The 15,078-nt window shown below is 57.8% G+C and carries 13 protein-coding genes and 3 tRNA genes; 7 read left to right on the top strand and 9 right to left on the bottom strand.

Annotation, left to right across the window (positions count from 1 at the left end):
- Nucleotides 1-162 precede the first annotated feature (162 nt).
- From K7H94_RS01900 to orn, 4 genes are all read right to left on the bottom strand, one after another.
- Nucleotides 163-238 (bottom strand) — tRNA-Gly (locus tag K7H94_RS01900).
- Between the two features lie 150 nt (nucleotides 239-388).
- A tRNA-Gly gene (locus K7H94_RS01895) sits at nucleotides 389-464 on the bottom strand.
- Nucleotides 465-555: 91 nt separating this feature from the next.
- Nucleotides 556-631 (bottom strand) — tRNA-Gly (locus tag K7H94_RS01890).
- A 236-nt stretch (nucleotides 632-867) separates the two neighbouring features.
- The gene (gene orn / locus K7H94_RS01885; RefSeq protein WP_021508132.1) at nucleotides 868-1,416 is read right to left on the bottom strand and encodes an oligoribonuclease; all 549 of its coding nucleotides are present in this window, start codon (nucleotides 1,414-1,416) and stop codon (nucleotides 868-870) included.
- A 102-nt stretch (nucleotides 1,417-1,518) separates the two neighbouring features.
- On the opposite strand from orn, the gene rsgA reads away from it, so the two are divergent.
- The 3 genes from rsgA to mscM all read left to right on the top strand — a co-directional run bounded on the left by rsgA (nucleotide 1,519) and on the right by mscM (nucleotide 6,911).
- Entirely contained in the window at nucleotides 1,519-2,568 is a 1,050-nt protein-coding gene (gene rsgA / locus K7H94_RS01880; protein WP_031279822.1) for a small ribosomal subunit biogenesis GTPase RsgA, read from the top strand.
- A 93-nt stretch (nucleotides 2,569-2,661) separates the two neighbouring features.
- A complete protein-coding gene (asd, locus tag K7H94_RS01875; protein ID WP_021508134.1) occupies nucleotides 2,662-3,558 on the top strand; it encodes an archaetidylserine decarboxylase in 897 nt (298 codons plus the stop codon).
- Between the two features lie 17 nt (nucleotides 3,559-3,575).
- Nucleotides 3,576-6,911 carry a miniconductance mechanosensitive channel MscM gene (gene mscM / locus K7H94_RS01870; RefSeq protein ID WP_222951560.1) on the top strand — a complete coding sequence of 1,112 codons (3,336 nt, stop codon included), beginning with the start codon at nucleotides 3,576-3,578 and terminating at the stop codon, nucleotides 6,909-6,911.
- Between the two features lie 46 nt (nucleotides 6,912-6,957).
- On the opposite strand, the gene mdh is transcribed toward mscM, so the two are convergent.
- The gene (gene mdh / locus K7H94_RS01865) at nucleotides 6,958-7,893 is read right to left on the bottom strand and encodes a malate dehydrogenase (RefSeq protein ID WP_021508136.1); all 936 of its coding nucleotides are present in this window, start codon (nucleotides 7,891-7,893) and stop codon (nucleotides 6,958-6,960) included.
- Between the two features lie 420 nt (nucleotides 7,894-8,313).
- Here mdh and argR point away from each other — a divergent pair, with 420 nt between their 5' ends.
- The 4 genes from argR (at nucleotide 8,314) to yhcN (K7H94_RS01845) (ending at nucleotide 10,267) form a co-directional block, all read left to right on the top strand.
- Entirely contained in the window at nucleotides 8,314-8,784 is a 471-nt protein-coding gene (gene argR, locus K7H94_RS01860) for a transcriptional regulator ArgR (RefSeq protein ID WP_021508137.1), read from the top strand.
- 492 nt (nucleotides 8,785-9,276) lie between these two features.
- Nucleotides 9,277-9,540 carry a peroxide/acid stress response protein YhcN gene (gene yhcN / locus K7H94_RS01855; RefSeq protein WP_021508138.1) on the top strand — a complete coding sequence of 88 codons (264 nt, stop codon included), beginning with the start codon at nucleotides 9,277-9,279 and terminating at the stop codon, nucleotides 9,538-9,540.
- A gap of 90 nt (nucleotides 9,541-9,630) precedes the next feature.
- Nucleotides 9,631-9,897 carry a YdgH/BhsA/McbA-like domain containing protein gene (locus K7H94_RS01850; RefSeq protein ID WP_021508139.1) on the top strand — a complete coding sequence of 89 codons (267 nt, stop codon included), beginning with the start codon at nucleotides 9,631-9,633 and terminating at the stop codon, nucleotides 9,895-9,897.
- 103 nt (nucleotides 9,898-10,000) lie between these two features.
- Entirely contained in the window at nucleotides 10,001-10,267 is a 267-nt protein-coding gene (gene yhcN, locus K7H94_RS01845) for a peroxide/acid stress response protein YhcN (RefSeq protein ID WP_021508140.1), read from the top strand.
- A gap of 59 nt (nucleotides 10,268-10,326) precedes the next feature.
- On the opposite strand, the gene K7H94_RS01840 is transcribed toward yhcN (K7H94_RS01845), so the two are convergent.
- From K7H94_RS01840 to aaeA, 4 genes are all read right to left on the bottom strand, one after another.
- The gene (locus K7H94_RS01840; protein ID WP_021508141.1) at nucleotides 10,327-10,596 is read right to left on the bottom strand and encodes a barstar family protein; all 270 of its coding nucleotides are present in this window, start codon (nucleotides 10,594-10,596) and stop codon (nucleotides 10,327-10,329) included.
- Nucleotides 10,597-10,611: 15 nt separating this feature from the next.
- Nucleotides 10,612-12,066, bottom strand: a complete 1,455-nt coding sequence (locus K7H94_RS01835) for an NAD-dependent succinate-semialdehyde dehydrogenase (protein ID WP_222951559.1) — start codon at nucleotides 12,064-12,066, stop codon at nucleotides 10,612-10,614.
- A 111-nt stretch (nucleotides 12,067-12,177) separates the two neighbouring features.
- Nucleotides 12,178-14,130: a p-hydroxybenzoic acid efflux pump subunit AaeB gene (aaeB, locus tag K7H94_RS01830; protein WP_222951558.1), complete on the bottom strand. Its 1,953-nt coding sequence runs from the start codon at nucleotides 14,128-14,130 to the stop codon at nucleotides 12,178-12,180.
- An 11-nt stretch (nucleotides 14,131-14,141) separates the two neighbouring features.
- On the bottom strand, nucleotides 14,142-15,071 hold the full coding sequence (aaeA, locus tag K7H94_RS01825) for a p-hydroxybenzoic acid efflux pump subunit AaeA (RefSeq protein WP_222951557.1): 930 nt from the start codon (nucleotides 15,069-15,071) through the stop codon (nucleotides 14,142-14,144).
- Nucleotides 15,072-15,078: the final 7 nt, after the last annotated feature.

The raw sequence follows: 15,078 nt of genomic DNA, 5'->3' as shown, positions 1-15,078 counted from the left end.
TGGATAACCTGTAAGATTACTGCAACAGACGCAGACATCCTGGGCACTCACGTGGCGTGCAAAATTTCCAGATAACAAAAGGAACCGCACAGGTAAAACGACTGCAGCAGTTGTATGTCTGATTGTGCCCGGGGGCAAATAACTTTAGTGAATATGAAAATCTGGAGCGGGAAACGAGACTCGAACTCGCGACCCCGACCTTGGCAAGGTCGTGCTCTACCAACTGAGCTATTCCCGCATAATCGTCGTCTTTCAATTTGCTACTGCGTTGGCTGCTTTCGCTCACCCAGGTCACTTACTCGTGTAAGCTCCCAGGGATTCGCTCAGTTGCCGCCTTGTTGCAAACTGAAATCCTTGATTCTGATGTATGGCTATCTACTGCACATTTTGGAGCGGGAAACGAGACTCGAACTCGCGACCCCGACCTTGGCAAGGTCGTGCTCTACCAACTGAGCTATTCCCGCATAATCGTCGTCTTTCATTGCGCTGCGGCGTTAACGGCCTGGACGCAGTTGAAATCCTTGATTCTGATGCATTACTTTTTACTGCACGTTCTGGAGCGGGAAACGAGACTCGAACTCGCGACCCCGACCTTGGCAAGGTCGTGCTCTACCAACTGAGCTATTCCCGCATCATTGTCTTTCAATCTGCTGCGGCGCTGACCGCCTTAGCGCAACTGAACTACCTGATTCAGAACATTTGTTACTTTTACTGCTCCGTACCTGTTGTAAATTCTTCACCGGTACGGGGTGCGCATTATACGAGAAATCCTTCCCGCCGCAAGCGTTGCAAAGCAAAATTTTGCGCTTTGCGCGCGTTTGCTGTTTTAATCGGCAAACTGCTGCTTTCCTGCGCACCCGCGTTGATTTACAGCTGCAGGAAGTGCTCGCGGTAGTAGGCCAGCTCGGCAATGGACTCGCGAATGTCGTCCAGCGCCTGATGCGTACCGGCCTTTTTAAAGCCTGGCAGAATCTCTGGCTTCCAGCGGCGCGCCAGCTCTTTCAGCGTGCTGACATCCAGATAGCGGTAGTGGAAATAGGCTTCCAGCTCCGGCATGTACTTAAACAGGAAGCGGCGATCCTGGCCAATGCTGTTGCCGCAAATCGGCGAGGTGTTGGCCGGAACCCACTGTTGCAGAAACGCAATCGTCGCCTGCTCCGCCGCACGATCGTCATGCTGGCTGGCCTTCACGCGCGCAACCAGCCCGCTATTGGTGTGAGTGCGTACATTCCAGTCATCCATCAGCGCCAGCTGCGCATCGGACTGATGCACCGCCAGCACCGGCCCTTCAGCCAGAATGTTGAGGTTGGCGTCCGTTACAATGGTGGCGATCTCAATAATGCGATCGCGCTCCGGATCCAGTCCGGTCATTTCCAGGTCGATCCAAATCAGATTGTTTTCATTTCCCGCTGTCATGCATTTCCCGCCTGTTGCCAAAGTCGTCATTAGCCTGAATTAAGGTGTATCATAGACGTTTTGCCCAGCGGGGCGAAGCCTGGCGAAAGCGTGAGAGGATGCGTGAGCAAAAATAAATTGTCGAAGGGTCAACAACGTCGCGTCAGCGCCAACCATCAGCGTCGTCTGCAGCAACGGAACGAAAAGCCGGAACCGGACGACAGCCTGTTTGGTGAAGCCTCTGAGGGCGTAGTGATCAGCCGCTTTGGCATGCACGCGGATGTGGAAGACAGCGCCGGCGAGGTGCATCGCTGTAATATCCGCCGCACCATTCGCTCGCTGGTCACCGGTGACCGCGTGGTGTGGCGCGCCGCCGGCGAAAACGGCGGCAAAGGAATTGTTGAAGCCGTGCACCCGCGCCAGACGGTGCTGACGCGCCCGGACTTCTATGACGGCGTGAAACCGATCGCCGCCAACATTGATCAGATCATAATTGTGTCGGCGATCCTGCCAGAGCTGTCGCTGAACATTATCGATCGCTATCTGGTGGCCAGCGAAACGCTCGGCGTGGAGCCGCTGCTGGTACTGAATAAAACCGATCTGCTGGATGACGACGCGCGGGCGTTTGTCGATGAGCAGATGGATATCTATCGCCACATTGGCTATCGCGTACTGATGGTGTCGAGCCGCGCCAAAGATGGACTGAAGGATCTGGAAGCGGCGCTCACCGGCCGGGTCAGCATTTTTGCCGGCCAGTCTGGCGTGGGTAAATCCAGCCTGCTGAACAACCTGCTCGGCCTCGACCTGGCAGGCGATGAGATCCTGACCAATGATGTGTCGGACGTGTCCGGCCTCGGCCAGCACACCACCACCGCCTCACGGCTGTATCACTTCCCGCACGGCGGCGATGTCATCGATTCGCCTGGCGTGCGCGAGTTCGGTTTGTGGCATCTGGAGCCGGAACAAATTACCCAGGGATTTGTCGAATTTCGTGAATTTCTCGGCGGTTGCAAGTTCCGTGACTGCAAGCACGACAACGACCCAGGCTGCGCCATCCGCGAAGCGGTGGAGAACGGGATCATCGACATTTCACGCTTCGATAACTACCACCGTATTCTGGAGAGCATGGCACAGGTAAAAACGCGTAAAAACTTTTCCGCCAGCGAAGATTAACGGGTACAACGGCACATTCGCCAACTGACCGGGGCGCTGCTACAATCCGCCCCCTTTTGTGTAAACCAAACGTTATTAAGCCAGGAGGCAACGGTGTTTGATCGTTTTAAACTCGGCCTGAATCACATTCTGCCTAAAAAAGCGCTGACCGAACTCGCCGGTTGGGGCGCCAGCCGCCGCGCTGGCTGGCTGACCAAAGCGGTCATCGACATTTTTGTCTGGTTCTACAAAGTGGATATGGCGGAAGCCAGCAAGCCGCACACCGGCAGCTACCGCACCTTTAATGACTTCTTTGTACGCCCGTTAAAAGAGGGTGCGCGCCCTATCGATCCGGACGCTTCGCTGCTGGCCTTGCCAGCCGATGGCGCCATCAGCCAGCTGGGCCGTATTGCTGGCGATCAGATCTTCCAGGCCAAAGGCCACACCTACTCGCTGCAGGCGCTGCTGGCCGGCAATGACGATCTGGCGGAAAAATTTGTCGACGGTGAGTTCGTTACCACGTACCTTGCGCCGCGCGACTACCACCGCGTGCACATGCCGTGTAACGGCATCCTGCGCGAAATGATCTACGTGCCGGGCGATCTCTACTCGGTTAACCCGCTGACCGCGCGCAACATCCCGAACCTGTTTGCCCGTAACGAACGCGTGATCTGCGTATTTGATACCGATCACGGCCCGATGGTGCAGATCCTCGTGGGTGCCACCATCGTCGGCAGCATCGAAACCGTCTGGGCCGGCACCGTGACGCCGCCGCGCGAAGGGGTGATCAAACGCTGGCGCTACCCATCGGCCGATCATGATGGCGCGGTCGTGCTGCTGAAAGGTCAGGAGATGGGCCGCTTTAAGCTGGGCTCGACGGTGATCAACCTGTTTGCGCCGAACCGCGTTAAGCTGGCTGAAAGCCTTGAAGCCGAAAGCAAAACCCGCCTGGGTCAGCCGCTGGCTATCGCCCTGCCGCAGCCCGGCGACAGCGCTCCGCTCATCGACTAATTCCGGGAAACACCGCCGTGCGCGCCTCTCTTTTTCTGCTGCTGAGCCTGGTGCTCAGCAGCACCGTCTTTGCCGCCACCGTTCCACCCGCCAGCCAGCTGAAACAGGATCTGGAAACGGCGAAATCCGCGAAAAGCTCGCCCAGCCAGGCCGAACAGGTGCAGGCGCTGGAAGCAGCAATTAACTTCCTGTCCGAACGCGACGACTCGCTGGAACGGGCGAAACAGTATCAGCAGGTGATCGATGATTTCCCGCGGCTGGCGCGCGAACTGCGTCAGCAAATCGCCACGCTGACCGATAGCAGCAAGCCAGTGCGCAGCAACATGAGCAATGCCGAGCTGGATCAGGAGATCCTGCAGGTTAGCAGCCAGCTGCTGGAGGAGAGCCGCCAGGCGCAGCAGGAGCAGGATCGCGCCCGCGAAATCAGCGATTCTCTGTCGCAGCTGCCGCAGCAGCAGACCGACGCGCGGCGCGCCATGACCGAAAGCGAACGGCGCGCACAGGGCGTGGCGGCTGCCGCTACCCCGCTGGCACAGGCGCAGATTTATGCGCGTCAGACCGAGAGCGCAGCCAGTAAAGCGCGGGTAGATGAACTGGAGCTGGCGCAGCTGTCGGCCAATAACCGTCAGGAGCTGGCGCGCATGCGCGCGGAAGTGCATCAGCGCAAAGCGACCCAGCTGGATAACTATCTGCAGGCGCTGCGCAATCAGCTCAACAACCAGCGTCAGCGCGAAGCCGAACTGGCGCTGGAGCGCACCGAACAGCTGGCGGAAAACAGCGGCGATCTGCCGGCCTCCATCAGCGATCAGTTCCGCGTTAACCGCGAGCTCTCCGCCGATCTGAATCAGCAGGCGCAGCGTATGGATCTGGTGGCCTCGCAGCAGCGTCTCGCCACCAATCAGACATTGCAGGTGCGCCAGGCGCTGAGCACGCTGCGCGAGCAGTCACAGTGGCTGGGCGTGTCGAATCTTCTGGGTGAAGCGCTGCGCGCGCAGGTGGCGCGCCTGCCGGAGATGCCGAAATCCCAGCAGATTGACAGTGAGATGGGCCAGCTGCGCGTGCAGCGGCTGCATTATGAAGACCTGCTGGAGCGCCAGCAGGCGCTGCGCAAAGAGAAACAGGCAGACGGCACGCCGTTCACCAGTGAACAGACGCGCATTCTGGATGCCCAGCTGAAAACCCAGCGTGAACTGCTGAACTCACTGATTTCCGGCTGCGACACGCTGATTCTGGAAATCACCAAGCTGAAGGTTTCCAATACGCAGCTGCAGGACGCGCTGAGTGAAGTCAAAGAGGCGACGCACCGCTATCTGTTCTGGACCGCCGACGTCAGCCCGGTTGGCCTGAAATATCCGCTGGACGTGGCCACCGATCTGACGCGCCTGCTGTCGCTGGACACGCTGGGCCAGTTGGGCAAAGCGCTGGCGATGATGTTCACTAACCGCGAAACGGTGCTGCCGATTATTGGCGCCATTCTGCTGGTGGGCTTTAGCATCAGCACGCGTCGTCACTACAACGCCTTTATGGCGCGCGCGGCCAGCCGCGTGGGGAAAGTGACGCAGGACCGCTTCAGCCTGACGCTGCGCACCGTCTTCTGGTCGATTCTGGTCGCGGTGCCGCTGCCGGTGCTGTGGGCCGCGCTCGGCTTTGGCCTGCAACACGCCTGGCCTTATCCGTTTGCCGTGGCGATTGGCGATGGCATCACTGCCACCCTGCCGCTGCTGTGGGCATTCATGATCAGCGCGGCGTTTGCCCGTCCTGACGGCCTGTTTGTCGTGCACTTCCGCTGGCCGCAGGCGCGGGTCGCGCGCGCCATGCGTTATTACTCGCTGACGGTCGGCCTGATCGTACCGCTGATTATGCTGCTGATTGCTTTCGCCAATCTCGACGATCCGCAGTTCTCCGCCACGCTGGGGCGCCTGTGCTTTATTCTGATCTGCGGGGCGCTGAGCATTGTCACCGTCAGTCTGAAACGCGCCGGTATCCCGTTCTATTTGGATAAAGAGGGCAACGGCGACAACTTCGTTAACCGGATTCTGTGGAACCTGATGATCGCCATTCCGCTGGTGGCGGCGCTGGCCTCCTGCATTGGCTATCTGGCCACCGCGCAGGCGCTGCTGGCGCGTCTGGAAACCTCGGTCGGCATCTGGTTCTTCCTGCTGGTGATTTACCACATCATTCGCCGCTGGATGCTGATTCAGCGCCGCCGCATCGCTTTTGACCGCGCGCGCCAGCGTCGTGCCGATATGCTGGCCAACCGCGCGCGCAGCGAAGAGGAAAAAGAGCAGCAGTCTGCCGTCAGCACCGATACCGTGGAAGTCGAAGAGCCGATTATCGATCTGGATGCGATTAGCGCGCAGTCGCTGCGGCTGGTCCGCTCGATTCTGACGCTGGTTGCACTGGTGTCAGTGATTGTGCTGTGGTCTGAGATCCACTCCGCGTTCAGCTTCCTCGACAACATTCCGCTGTGGGATGCCAGCACCACGGTGCAGGGTGTCGAGAGCGTACAGCCCATTACGCTGGGTGCCGTGCTGATCGCCATCCTGATCTTTATCATTACCACCCAGTTGGTGCGTAATATGCCGGCGCTGCTGGAGCTGGCGCTGCTGCAGCACCTCAGCCTGTCGCCCGGCACCGGTTACGCCATTACCACCCTGACCAAATACGCGCTGATGCTGGTCGGCGGTCTGATTGGCTTCTCGATTATTGGCGTGGAGTGGTCAAAACTGCAGTGGCTGGTAGCGGCGCTGGGTCTGGGGCTGGGCTTTGGGATGCAGGAGATCTTTGCCAACTTTATCTCCGGTCTGATCATCCTGTTTGAGAAACCAATTCGTATCGGCGATACCGTGACCATTCGCGATTTGACCGGCAGCATCACCCGCATCAACACCCGCGCCACCACCATTACCGACTGGGACCGCAAAGAGATTATCGTGCCGAACAAGGCCTTTATCACCGAGCAGTTCGTCAACTGGTCGCTGTCGGATTCGGTGACGCGCGTGGTGCTGACCATTCCGGCACCGGCCCACGTTAACAGCGAAGAGGTGACGACCATCCTGAAGCAGGCGGCCGATCGCTGCACCTACGTACTGGATATGCCGGCGCCGGATGTGTTTCTGGTGGACCTGCAGCAGGGCATTCAGCTGTTTGAGCTGCGCGTGCACGCGGCGGAGATGGGCCATCGTATGCCGCTGCGTCATGAGCTGCATCAGCTGATTCTGTGCGGCTTTGAAGAGCATGGCATTGAGATGCCGTTCCCGCCGTTCCAGGTACGGATGGAAACGCTGGGGCGCAAAACGCCGGCCAGCAACGGTTCGGCTGCCAGCCGGACTTTCAAATCCGGTGGCCTGTAAAACAAAACGCCCGGCATGCGCCGGGCGTTTTTTCTTTACGCGCGGGTTACTTCACAAACTCTTCGCCCTGCGCGATATCTTTTTTCAGCGTCTCCAGCATGCCGTTGAGCGCCTGCTGTTCGAAATCACTGAGCGGCCCGAGCGGACGGCGTTCGGCGATACCGTTTTTGCCCAGCAGCAGCGGCTGCGAGAAGAAGCGCGCGTACTCGCCGTCGCCTTCCACATAGGCGCACTCTACGACATTGGCTTCGCCCTGCAGTGCACGAATCAGCGACAGACCAAAGCGCGCCGCCGCCTGGCCCATCGACAGCGTCGCCGAGCCGCCACCGGCTTTGGCTTCCACCACTTCGGTACCGGCATTCTGAATACGTTTCGTCAGGTCGGCGATCTCCTGCTCGCTGAAGCTGACGCCTTTAACCTGCGACAGCAGCGGCAGAATGGTCACGCCTGAATGTCCGCCGACCACCGGCACTTCAATCTCCGTAGGCTGTTTGCCCTTCAGGGCAGCGACAAAGGTGTTGGCGCGAATCACATCCAGCGTTGAGACGCCAAACAGCCGGTTTTTATCGTACACCCCGGCTTTTTTCAGCACTTCGGCGGCAATCGCCACCGTGGTATTTACCGGGTTAGTGATGACGCCAATCAGCGCTTTTGGCGCGGTGGTCGCCACCTGTTCAATCAGGTTACGCACGATACCGGCGTTGACGTTAAACAGATCGGCGCGGTCCATGCCAGGTTTGCGTGCCACACCGGCCGAGATCAGCACCACATCGGCGCCGTGCAGAGCCGGCGTCGCATCTTCGCCACTGAACCCTTCGACTTTCACGGCGGTAGGAATGTGACTGAGATCAACCGCGACGCCTGGTGTCACCGGGGCAATGTCATACAGTGAGAGGGCTGAACCTGCGGGTAATTGGGTCTTGAGCAGCAGAGCGAGTGCCTGGCCAATACCACCAGCTGCACCGAGAACGGCAACTTTCATCCTGAACTCCTTATTAAGGTGGGGCAGAGATATGCCGGAAATCCATCAGGTTACGAGTTTAATCAACTTCTCAGGCGATAGCGACACACCTGTCGCGCAATAACATTACGCCGCAATCGGCTCCCGAGACATCTCCACTTCAGAAGTCGCCTGAATGATCCAGTCGCAGCCAGAAGACTATGGACGGCAATGATCATCGTTTTGTTGTTACCACTTCAATAATATAACAACTTTGCAACCTTCGCTTTGCGCGCCAGCGCGCGATTTTGGTGCAGGATAAAACTCTGTTATCATGTCCGCCCCACACGCGCATGCCGTGAATTCACGCATCCGCTTATTGCATAAAAATTCATCTAAATGCATAATAATTTATCTGCGACGGGCCTGTTGCCTGCTGCAACCCTCTTTTATTGGTAGCTTATGCGAAACCCATCTAAACAAGACGATCTGATAAAGGCGTTCAAAGCCTTACTGAAAGAAGAAAAGTTCAGCTCTCAGGGCGAAATTGTCCAGGCGCTGCAGGAAGACGGCTTCGGCAACATCAACCAGTCAAAAGTTTCTCGTATGCTGACCAAGTTTGGCGCGGTGCGCACGCGTAACGCCAAAATGGAGATGGTGTACTGCCTGCCTGCCGAACTGGGCGTGCCTACCACCACCAGTCCGCTGAAGAATCTGGTGCTGGATATCGACTATAACGATGCGCTGGTAGTGATTCATACCAGCCCGGGCGCAGCCCAGCTGATCGCCCGCCTGCTCGACTCCCTCGGCAAAGCCGAAGGCATTCTCGGCACCATCGCCGGTGACGACACCATCTTTATTACGCCAGCGCGCGCCTTTACGGTTAAGCAGCTGTATGACGCCGTGCTGGTGTTATTCGAACAGGAACTATAAAACCCTGTATGTTACCGGCGGTTCACCTGCCGGTAACCTTGCCTGCCCGCCCGCGTTTCTCCCGCTGTTTTATCGCCAACACCTTACAAAATAATCGCTTAGCCATATTCCGCCGGGTTCTCAATACGCGAAAGTATTGGTACGACCTTTTCGCCTGCTTAACCCTTTGCGCTATTTTACGCTGCTTTACAATTAGTGCTTAGCGGTTATCTCTTGCTTTTAGCGCGAAGCCAGCTTGATCAACCACATTGTTTCGCACAAAAAGATAATTTGATGCAGATCATTGTTTTTGAATGGAAATACACCCTCCTGGTTAAGATCCAGGCGGTTTTAATAACTTTGCGTTATAAAAATGTGCCATAAGGATAAAGAATTACAACCAATCATTATTAGCGGGATATTAATTTCATGGGTGATTAGATCTATACTTCTTTTCGTGATGCAAATCACACGAAATCAAAAAGAGAAAAACAGAAGACGAGGAAAAATACCATGAACGTTAAAACTACTATCGCCACCCTGAGTGTTCTATCTGCCCTGTCATTTGGTGCTTTCGCCGCAGATTCTATCAACGCCGAACAGGCAGCGAACCTGCAGCCGGTCGGCACCATCAGCGTCAGCGGCATTGGCGGCTCACCGATGGATATCCATCAGCAGCTGAACGCCAAAGCTGAAGCGCAAGGTGCTAAAGCCTATCGCGTTGTTGAGGCTTATAACGACAACAGCTACCACGCAACCGCGGAACTTTATAAATAAGTTTGCCGGAACAAGATGCAGTGTGAACGGCGACCCGTTTGAGAGGCGTTTGCCTCTCAGGTTGCCCACCCCATTTCAGGAGAGTGAATCATGAAAACCAAATTATCTATTGCTGTACTGAGTCTGGCTTCCGTTCTGTCTTTTGGCGCCAGTGCTGCCACCCTGGTAACCAACACCCAGGCTGAAAATCTGCAGCCACTGAATCAGACCATTAGCGTGAGCGGCGTCGATGGCGACCAGACCAATATCCGTCAGGAACTGTCCCAGAAAGCCGATGCTCAGGGTGCCAGCCATTACCGCATCATTGAGAACAATCAGGACAACACCTTCCACGTGACGGCTGAACTGTACAAATAAACTTTAACTATCGATCCGGCGTTATGCAGTCGCCGGGAGAAGATCGACGACCCGCTTACCCTCTTCGTGCCGCAGGTTGTTGATTCTAATGAGGAGACGAATTATGAAAATCAAAACAACCATCGCAACCGCTACGCTGCTTTCTCTGTTCGCTTTTGGCGCTTCGGCTGCCCAACTGGTAACGGATGAATCCGCGCAGAATCTGCAATCTACCGGCCAGACTATTACCGTTAGCGGAACAGGCGGCTCACCTATGGATTACCGCGCTCAGCTTTCTCAGAAAGCCGATGAGCAGGGTGCCAGCGCGTATAAAGTGATTGAAGCGCGCACCGGTGACAGCTATCACCTGACTGCAGAGCTGTACAAATAATTCCTCGTCAATTCTGACGAACCCTTTGGCCCCGCCTGCCGGGGCCCTTTTTGGTTGTGCTACTGAACATTAAAGCGGAGCTGGCCTTCCAGCTCCTCTTCTGCCTCATCGAATAGCAATATCAGCGCACCATAGCGGCGTTTCTGCCCTTTCCCCAGATTGATGAACGCAATTTCCAGCGGCAGCGGGATCTGCTCGCCAATGATCATTTCCCACAGATCGTCCAGATCGTGAATGGTGCGATCCGCCAGCGCGAAACGTTCGCAAAACTGACGGTAGAAATGAGCCTGATCGACGATTTCATTGAAGTCGAAACGCTCGGTTCTCATGGTGACATCCTCTCGCTACGCCAGACCGCCGAGGTGCAGCGCTTTGACTTCCAGATACTCTTCCATGCCCAGCACCGATCCTTCGCGTCCCAGTCCGGACTCTTTCACGCCGCCAAACGGCGCCAGCTCGGTCGAGACCGCGCACTCGTTGATCCCAATCATGCCGGCTTCCAGCGCCGCCGAAACGCGGAACACGCGCTGCAGATTCTGCGTATAGAAGTAAGCCGCCAGACCGTATTCGGTATTGTTGGCGCGCGCGATCACCTCAGCTTCATCGTCAAAGCGGAAGCAGGCAGCCACCGGACCGAAGGTCTCTTCCTGCGCCAGTTGCATCTCTTCATGCGCATCGGCAATCACCGTCGGCTGCCAGAAGTTGCCGCCCAGCGGATGGCGCTCGCCGCCCACCAGCAGTTTCCCACCTTTGCTCAGCGCATCTTTGACATGCTCCGCCACTTTCTCCACCGCAGACGGCTCAATCAGCGGCCCGACCACCACGCCCGGCTCCACGCCATTGCCCACTTTTAGTTTGCCCACCGCCTCAGCCAGCTGATGCACAAAGCAGTCGTATATTGCGTTGTGGATATAGAAGCGGTTAACGCTGACGCACACCTGGCCGGCGTTGCGGAATTTATTGGCGATAGCCCCCTGCACCGCCGCGTCGATATCGGCATCGTCAAACACGATATAGGGCGCGTTGCCGCCCAGCTCCATCGACACTTTTTTCATGGTTTCTGCCGCGTTCCGCATCAGCGTTTTTCCTACTGCGGTGGAACCGGTAAAGGAAATTTTACGCACCGCGCGGGAAGCCATGATGGCGTCGCTGATGGCGTGCGTATCGCCGGCTACCGCGTTCAGCACGCCGTCCGGCACGCCCGCTTTTTGTGCCAGCGCCACCAGCGCAAAGGCGCTGAGCGGGGTGTTATTGGCCGGCTTGATGATGCCGGTGCAGCCGGCCGCCAGCGCCGGGCCGAGTTTGCGCGTCAGCATCGCCATCGGGAAATTCCACGGCGTGATGGCAGCGACGACGCCAATCGGCTCGCGCGTCGCCAGAATGCGTGAACCGGCTTTGGCCGGCGGGATAATTTCGCCGTTGGCGCGCTTCGCCTGCTCGGCAAACCATTGAATAAAGCTGGCGGCGTACTCTACTTCACCCTCGGCTTCCTTTAGCGGTTTGCCCTGCTCGGCGGTCATCAGCTGGCCCAGCCAGCTTTTGTGCTCAATGATCAGCTGGTACCAGCGATAAAGGATTTCGCTGCGCTGTTTGGCGGTTTTGTCGCGCCACGCCGGAAAAGCGCGCTGTGCGGCGGCTATCGCCTGTTCGGTTTCAACCTTGCCGGCTTTCGCCACCTGCGCCAGTACCTCGCCGGTGGCCGGATTGGTGACATCAAAGGTGCTGCTGGCGGTGTGCCACTGGCCGTCAGCAAAGTAGCCAGTGTTGAACAGTTCGTGTTGTTGCAGGGAAGTGGACATCGTTATTCTCCTGTCAGTAAGCATCCTGTCAGGAAAGTATAGATGGCAATAATCGGGCAATGAGGGTCAGCGTGGCATCAGGCCAGCCGCTGCGCCAGGCAGCGGCCAGTTTCAGATTTGGATGAGGGTATTCTGGTACTTATCCAGCATCATCGACAGCCGTTTCACCGGTTCCGTCACGCTGGCCGGGGCGGCATAGTGCTGCAGCTTCTGCTGATAAACGTCCAGCTCCTGCAGCAGGCGCTCAAAGTAGTAGCGCCGTTTATCATCGCTGCTGGCCGCAATAATGCGGTCGGCGGTGGCGCGCAGCTGGCGGTGATACGCCGACAGATCGGCATTGACCGGTACCTCCGCGTTGCGCAGGCGCTGATGACCAATAATCAGCGTGAGCGCAATCCGGTATTTGTCGATATCGCCCGGGAACAGGTTAAGCAGCAGGAACAGCTGCTGATAAAGCGCCGGTAAATGGTTCTCACGCCGGCGCGCCTGATTGGTGGTCAGCGCGGCCACCGCAGCATACATAAAGCGATTCAGCAGCTTGCGTCCGGTACGGGCTTTGGATTTGTCACGAATCAGCAAAATCACCATCATCGCCACAAAGCTGCCAATCCACTGGCCGAGCGCGTTATCGAGAAACACGTTGAACTCAAACTTCATCGGGTTATCCAGCACCAGCACGTTGATGGTGCCGATCAGCGCGCCCAGCGTACCAATCTGCCGCCGCTGTACAAAGATGCCGCCGATAAAGCCGAGTGCGCCAATCGCGATACACAACAGCAAGGCACTTTGCTGGGTGCCCGGCAATACCCAGATGAAGTAGAGCATGCCCAGCGGCACCGCAAAGGCCATGCCGTAGAAGAAGTCTTTCGCCATCATCAGCGGATTCGGCATACGCATCGCCAGCGCGGTAATCACCGCCAGCATCACCATGCAGCCGCTGCCGGAAGTCCAGCCGGTATACAGCCAGAACAGCGAACCCAGCGCGGTGGCGACAAAGGTGCGCACGCCATTGATCATCGCATGATGCGTCTCCGCTGAACGCGCCTGGATCACCACCTCACGCTGCAGAATGCTCTCCTCCAGCGTGGTGATACGGCTGTTACTTTTGACGCCATTGATCAGCAGCAGATATTCGGTCGCTGCGCCGACCCAGCTGGCCAGGGTAAACGGCACGCTTTTACTGCTGACGCCAATAACGCGGCGCATCAGCTTCATGCGCTTATGTACGTCGCTGACGCTGGTTACCTCTTTTTCAATCAGCAGGCGATACTGCGGCGGGATGTAATCCGGGCGCGAATTCTGAATCAGGAAGGTCTCAGCGGCCTGAGTAATCAGCGTCAGCGATAGCGTGTTGAGCATTTGCAGACGGCGGCTGGTGTTGCTCCAGCGCGACGACTCCATCAGCAGCTGGCTACGCATGCCGTTGAGCGCGGTCGTGCGGCGCACCAGCGCGCTCCAGGATTTGTCGACTTCCTCTTTATCCTCGTGCGCCACGCACAGCTGCAGCAGGCGGTAGTGCGCCACCAGCAGCGCATCCACTTCCGCATCAATCACTTTCTTGATCGAGCGCGGAGAGAACAGCATGTCGGCGAGAATGGCGCACAGGATACCGAGCACAATTTCGCTGCAGCGCTCCACGGCGAACTGCGGCGCCAGCGTCAGGCCGCCGCTGGCATCCGCGGTTACCACGATGATCAGCGCGGTGTAGCCAGCGAGGCCCAGCGCGTAGGAGTTTTCGACTTTAATCAGCGATGAGAGCCAGACGCACATACCGGCCCACAGGCAGCACAGCAGCAGCATCACCACCGGCGCGCGCACCGTCGCAATCATGATGGTGAGTGCCGCGATACAGCCGATAAAGGTGCCGATAATACGCAGAACGCCACGGTAGCGCAGCGCGCCAGAGTAGGGATCGCCGCCCGCGGCAAAGGCGGTGCCGCCGGCCACGATACCGGCGGTCATCACCGCCCAGCGCGGCGTTTCCAGATTGAAGTGAAAGCCAATCATCAGCGCCGCCACCAGCGCGAAGGTCAGCTTTACCGGGAAACGCAAAAACTCAATCATATCGCCCCCGCTTAACCAAACTCACGCAGGCGGTTGAACAGCTGCGCCATCGGCGACACTTTGGTCTGGCGGTCTTTGTCACCGGTGATCACCACGGTGGCGGTGGTCCCCGCCGGGAAGCGGTTGCCGGGCTGATCGTCAAGGCGAATACGCACCGGCACGCGCTGCGCCAGACGCACCCACTCGAGGTTGGAGTCCACGGTGGCCATGCCTTTGCTGTCGACGCTGCTGCTGCTGTTGGTCACGCCAGCCGCGATGCTGTCAACCGTGCCGCGCAGCACCGTGTTGCTGCCCAGCGGAGTGATTTCCGCGCGGAAGCCGGGACGCACGCCATCCAGCTTGGTCTCTTCCATGTAGGCCAGCACGTAGAACGAGTGCTTCTGCACCAGCGCCACGGCCACCGAGCCGCGCGTGATGAATTCACCCTGATAGACGTTGAGGTTGGTGACCCAGCCGTCGGACGGCGCTTTGATGGTGGTGCGATCGAGGTCGATCACCGCCAGATCGCGCGTCGCCATCGCTTTGGCCAGCTGATGTTCGCTGGTCTGCAGGTCGCTATTCGACTGCTCAATGGCTTCACGCGACATCGCGCTGGTACCGAGCTGGTTACGGCGCGCCGCTTCACGGCGTTTTTCGCTGACCAGCGCCTGGTAATATTCGACATCCGCCTGCGCCTCATCCAGCGCTTTCTGGTAGCGCGGACGGTCAACGATAAACAGCGTATCGCCTTTTTTCACCAGCTGGTTGTCGTGTACCGGGACGTCGGTGATCAGTCCGGTCACGTCCGGGGAGATCGCCACCACGTCAGCGGAGAATTTGGCGTCACGCGTCCACGGCGACTCGGTATAGAACACCCAGGCGCGGAAGATGATAATAACAGCGATGATAACCAGCAGGAGCGTAATGGCGTAACGCGCGATTTTTCTTATTAGCGCTTTCACTTAAAAC

It is taken from the genome of Pantoea dispersa, from assembly GCF_019890955.1.
Classification (GTDB): Bacteria; Pseudomonadota; Gammaproteobacteria; order Enterobacterales; family Enterobacteriaceae; genus Pantoea; species Pantoea dispersa.
The sequence above is the reverse complement of the archived record's forward strand: the minus strand, read 5'-3'. Positions and strand labels throughout refer to the sequence as shown.

Bases quoted from the DNA above. Each gene is read 5' to 3' on its own strand.
- aaeB (WP_222951558.1), bottom strand. From the start codon at position 14,130: ATGATTGAGTTTTTGCGTTTCCCGGTAAAGCTGACCTTCGCGCTGGTG.
- orn (WP_021508132.1), bottom strand. From the start codon at position 1,416: ATGACAGCGGGAAATGAAAACAATCTGATTTGGATCGACCTGGAAATG.
- K7H94_RS01850 (WP_021508139.1), top strand. From the start codon at position 9,631: ATGAAAACCAAATTATCTATTGCTGTACTGAGTCTGGCTTCCGTTCTG.
- yhcN (WP_021508140.1), top strand. From the start codon at position 10,001: ATGAAAATCAAAACAACCATCGCAACCGCTACGCTGCTTTCTCTGTTC.
- K7H94_RS01840 (WP_021508141.1), bottom strand. From the start codon at position 10,596: ATGAGAACCGAGCGTTTCGACTTCAATGAAATCGTCGATCAGGCTCAT.
- K7H94_RS01835 (WP_222951559.1), bottom strand. From the start codon at position 12,066: ATGTCCACTTCCCTGCAACAACACGAACTGTTCAACACTGGCTACTTT.
- yhcN (WP_021508138.1), top strand. From the start codon at position 9,277: ATGAACGTTAAAACTACTATCGCCACCCTGAGTGTTCTATCTGCCCTG.
- mdh (WP_021508136.1), bottom strand. From the start codon at position 7,893: ATGAAAGTTGCCGTTCTCGGTGCAGCTGGTGGTATTGGCCAGGCACTC.
- argR (WP_021508137.1), top strand. From the start codon at position 8,314: ATGCGAAACCCATCTAAACAAGACGATCTGATAAAGGCGTTCAAAGCC.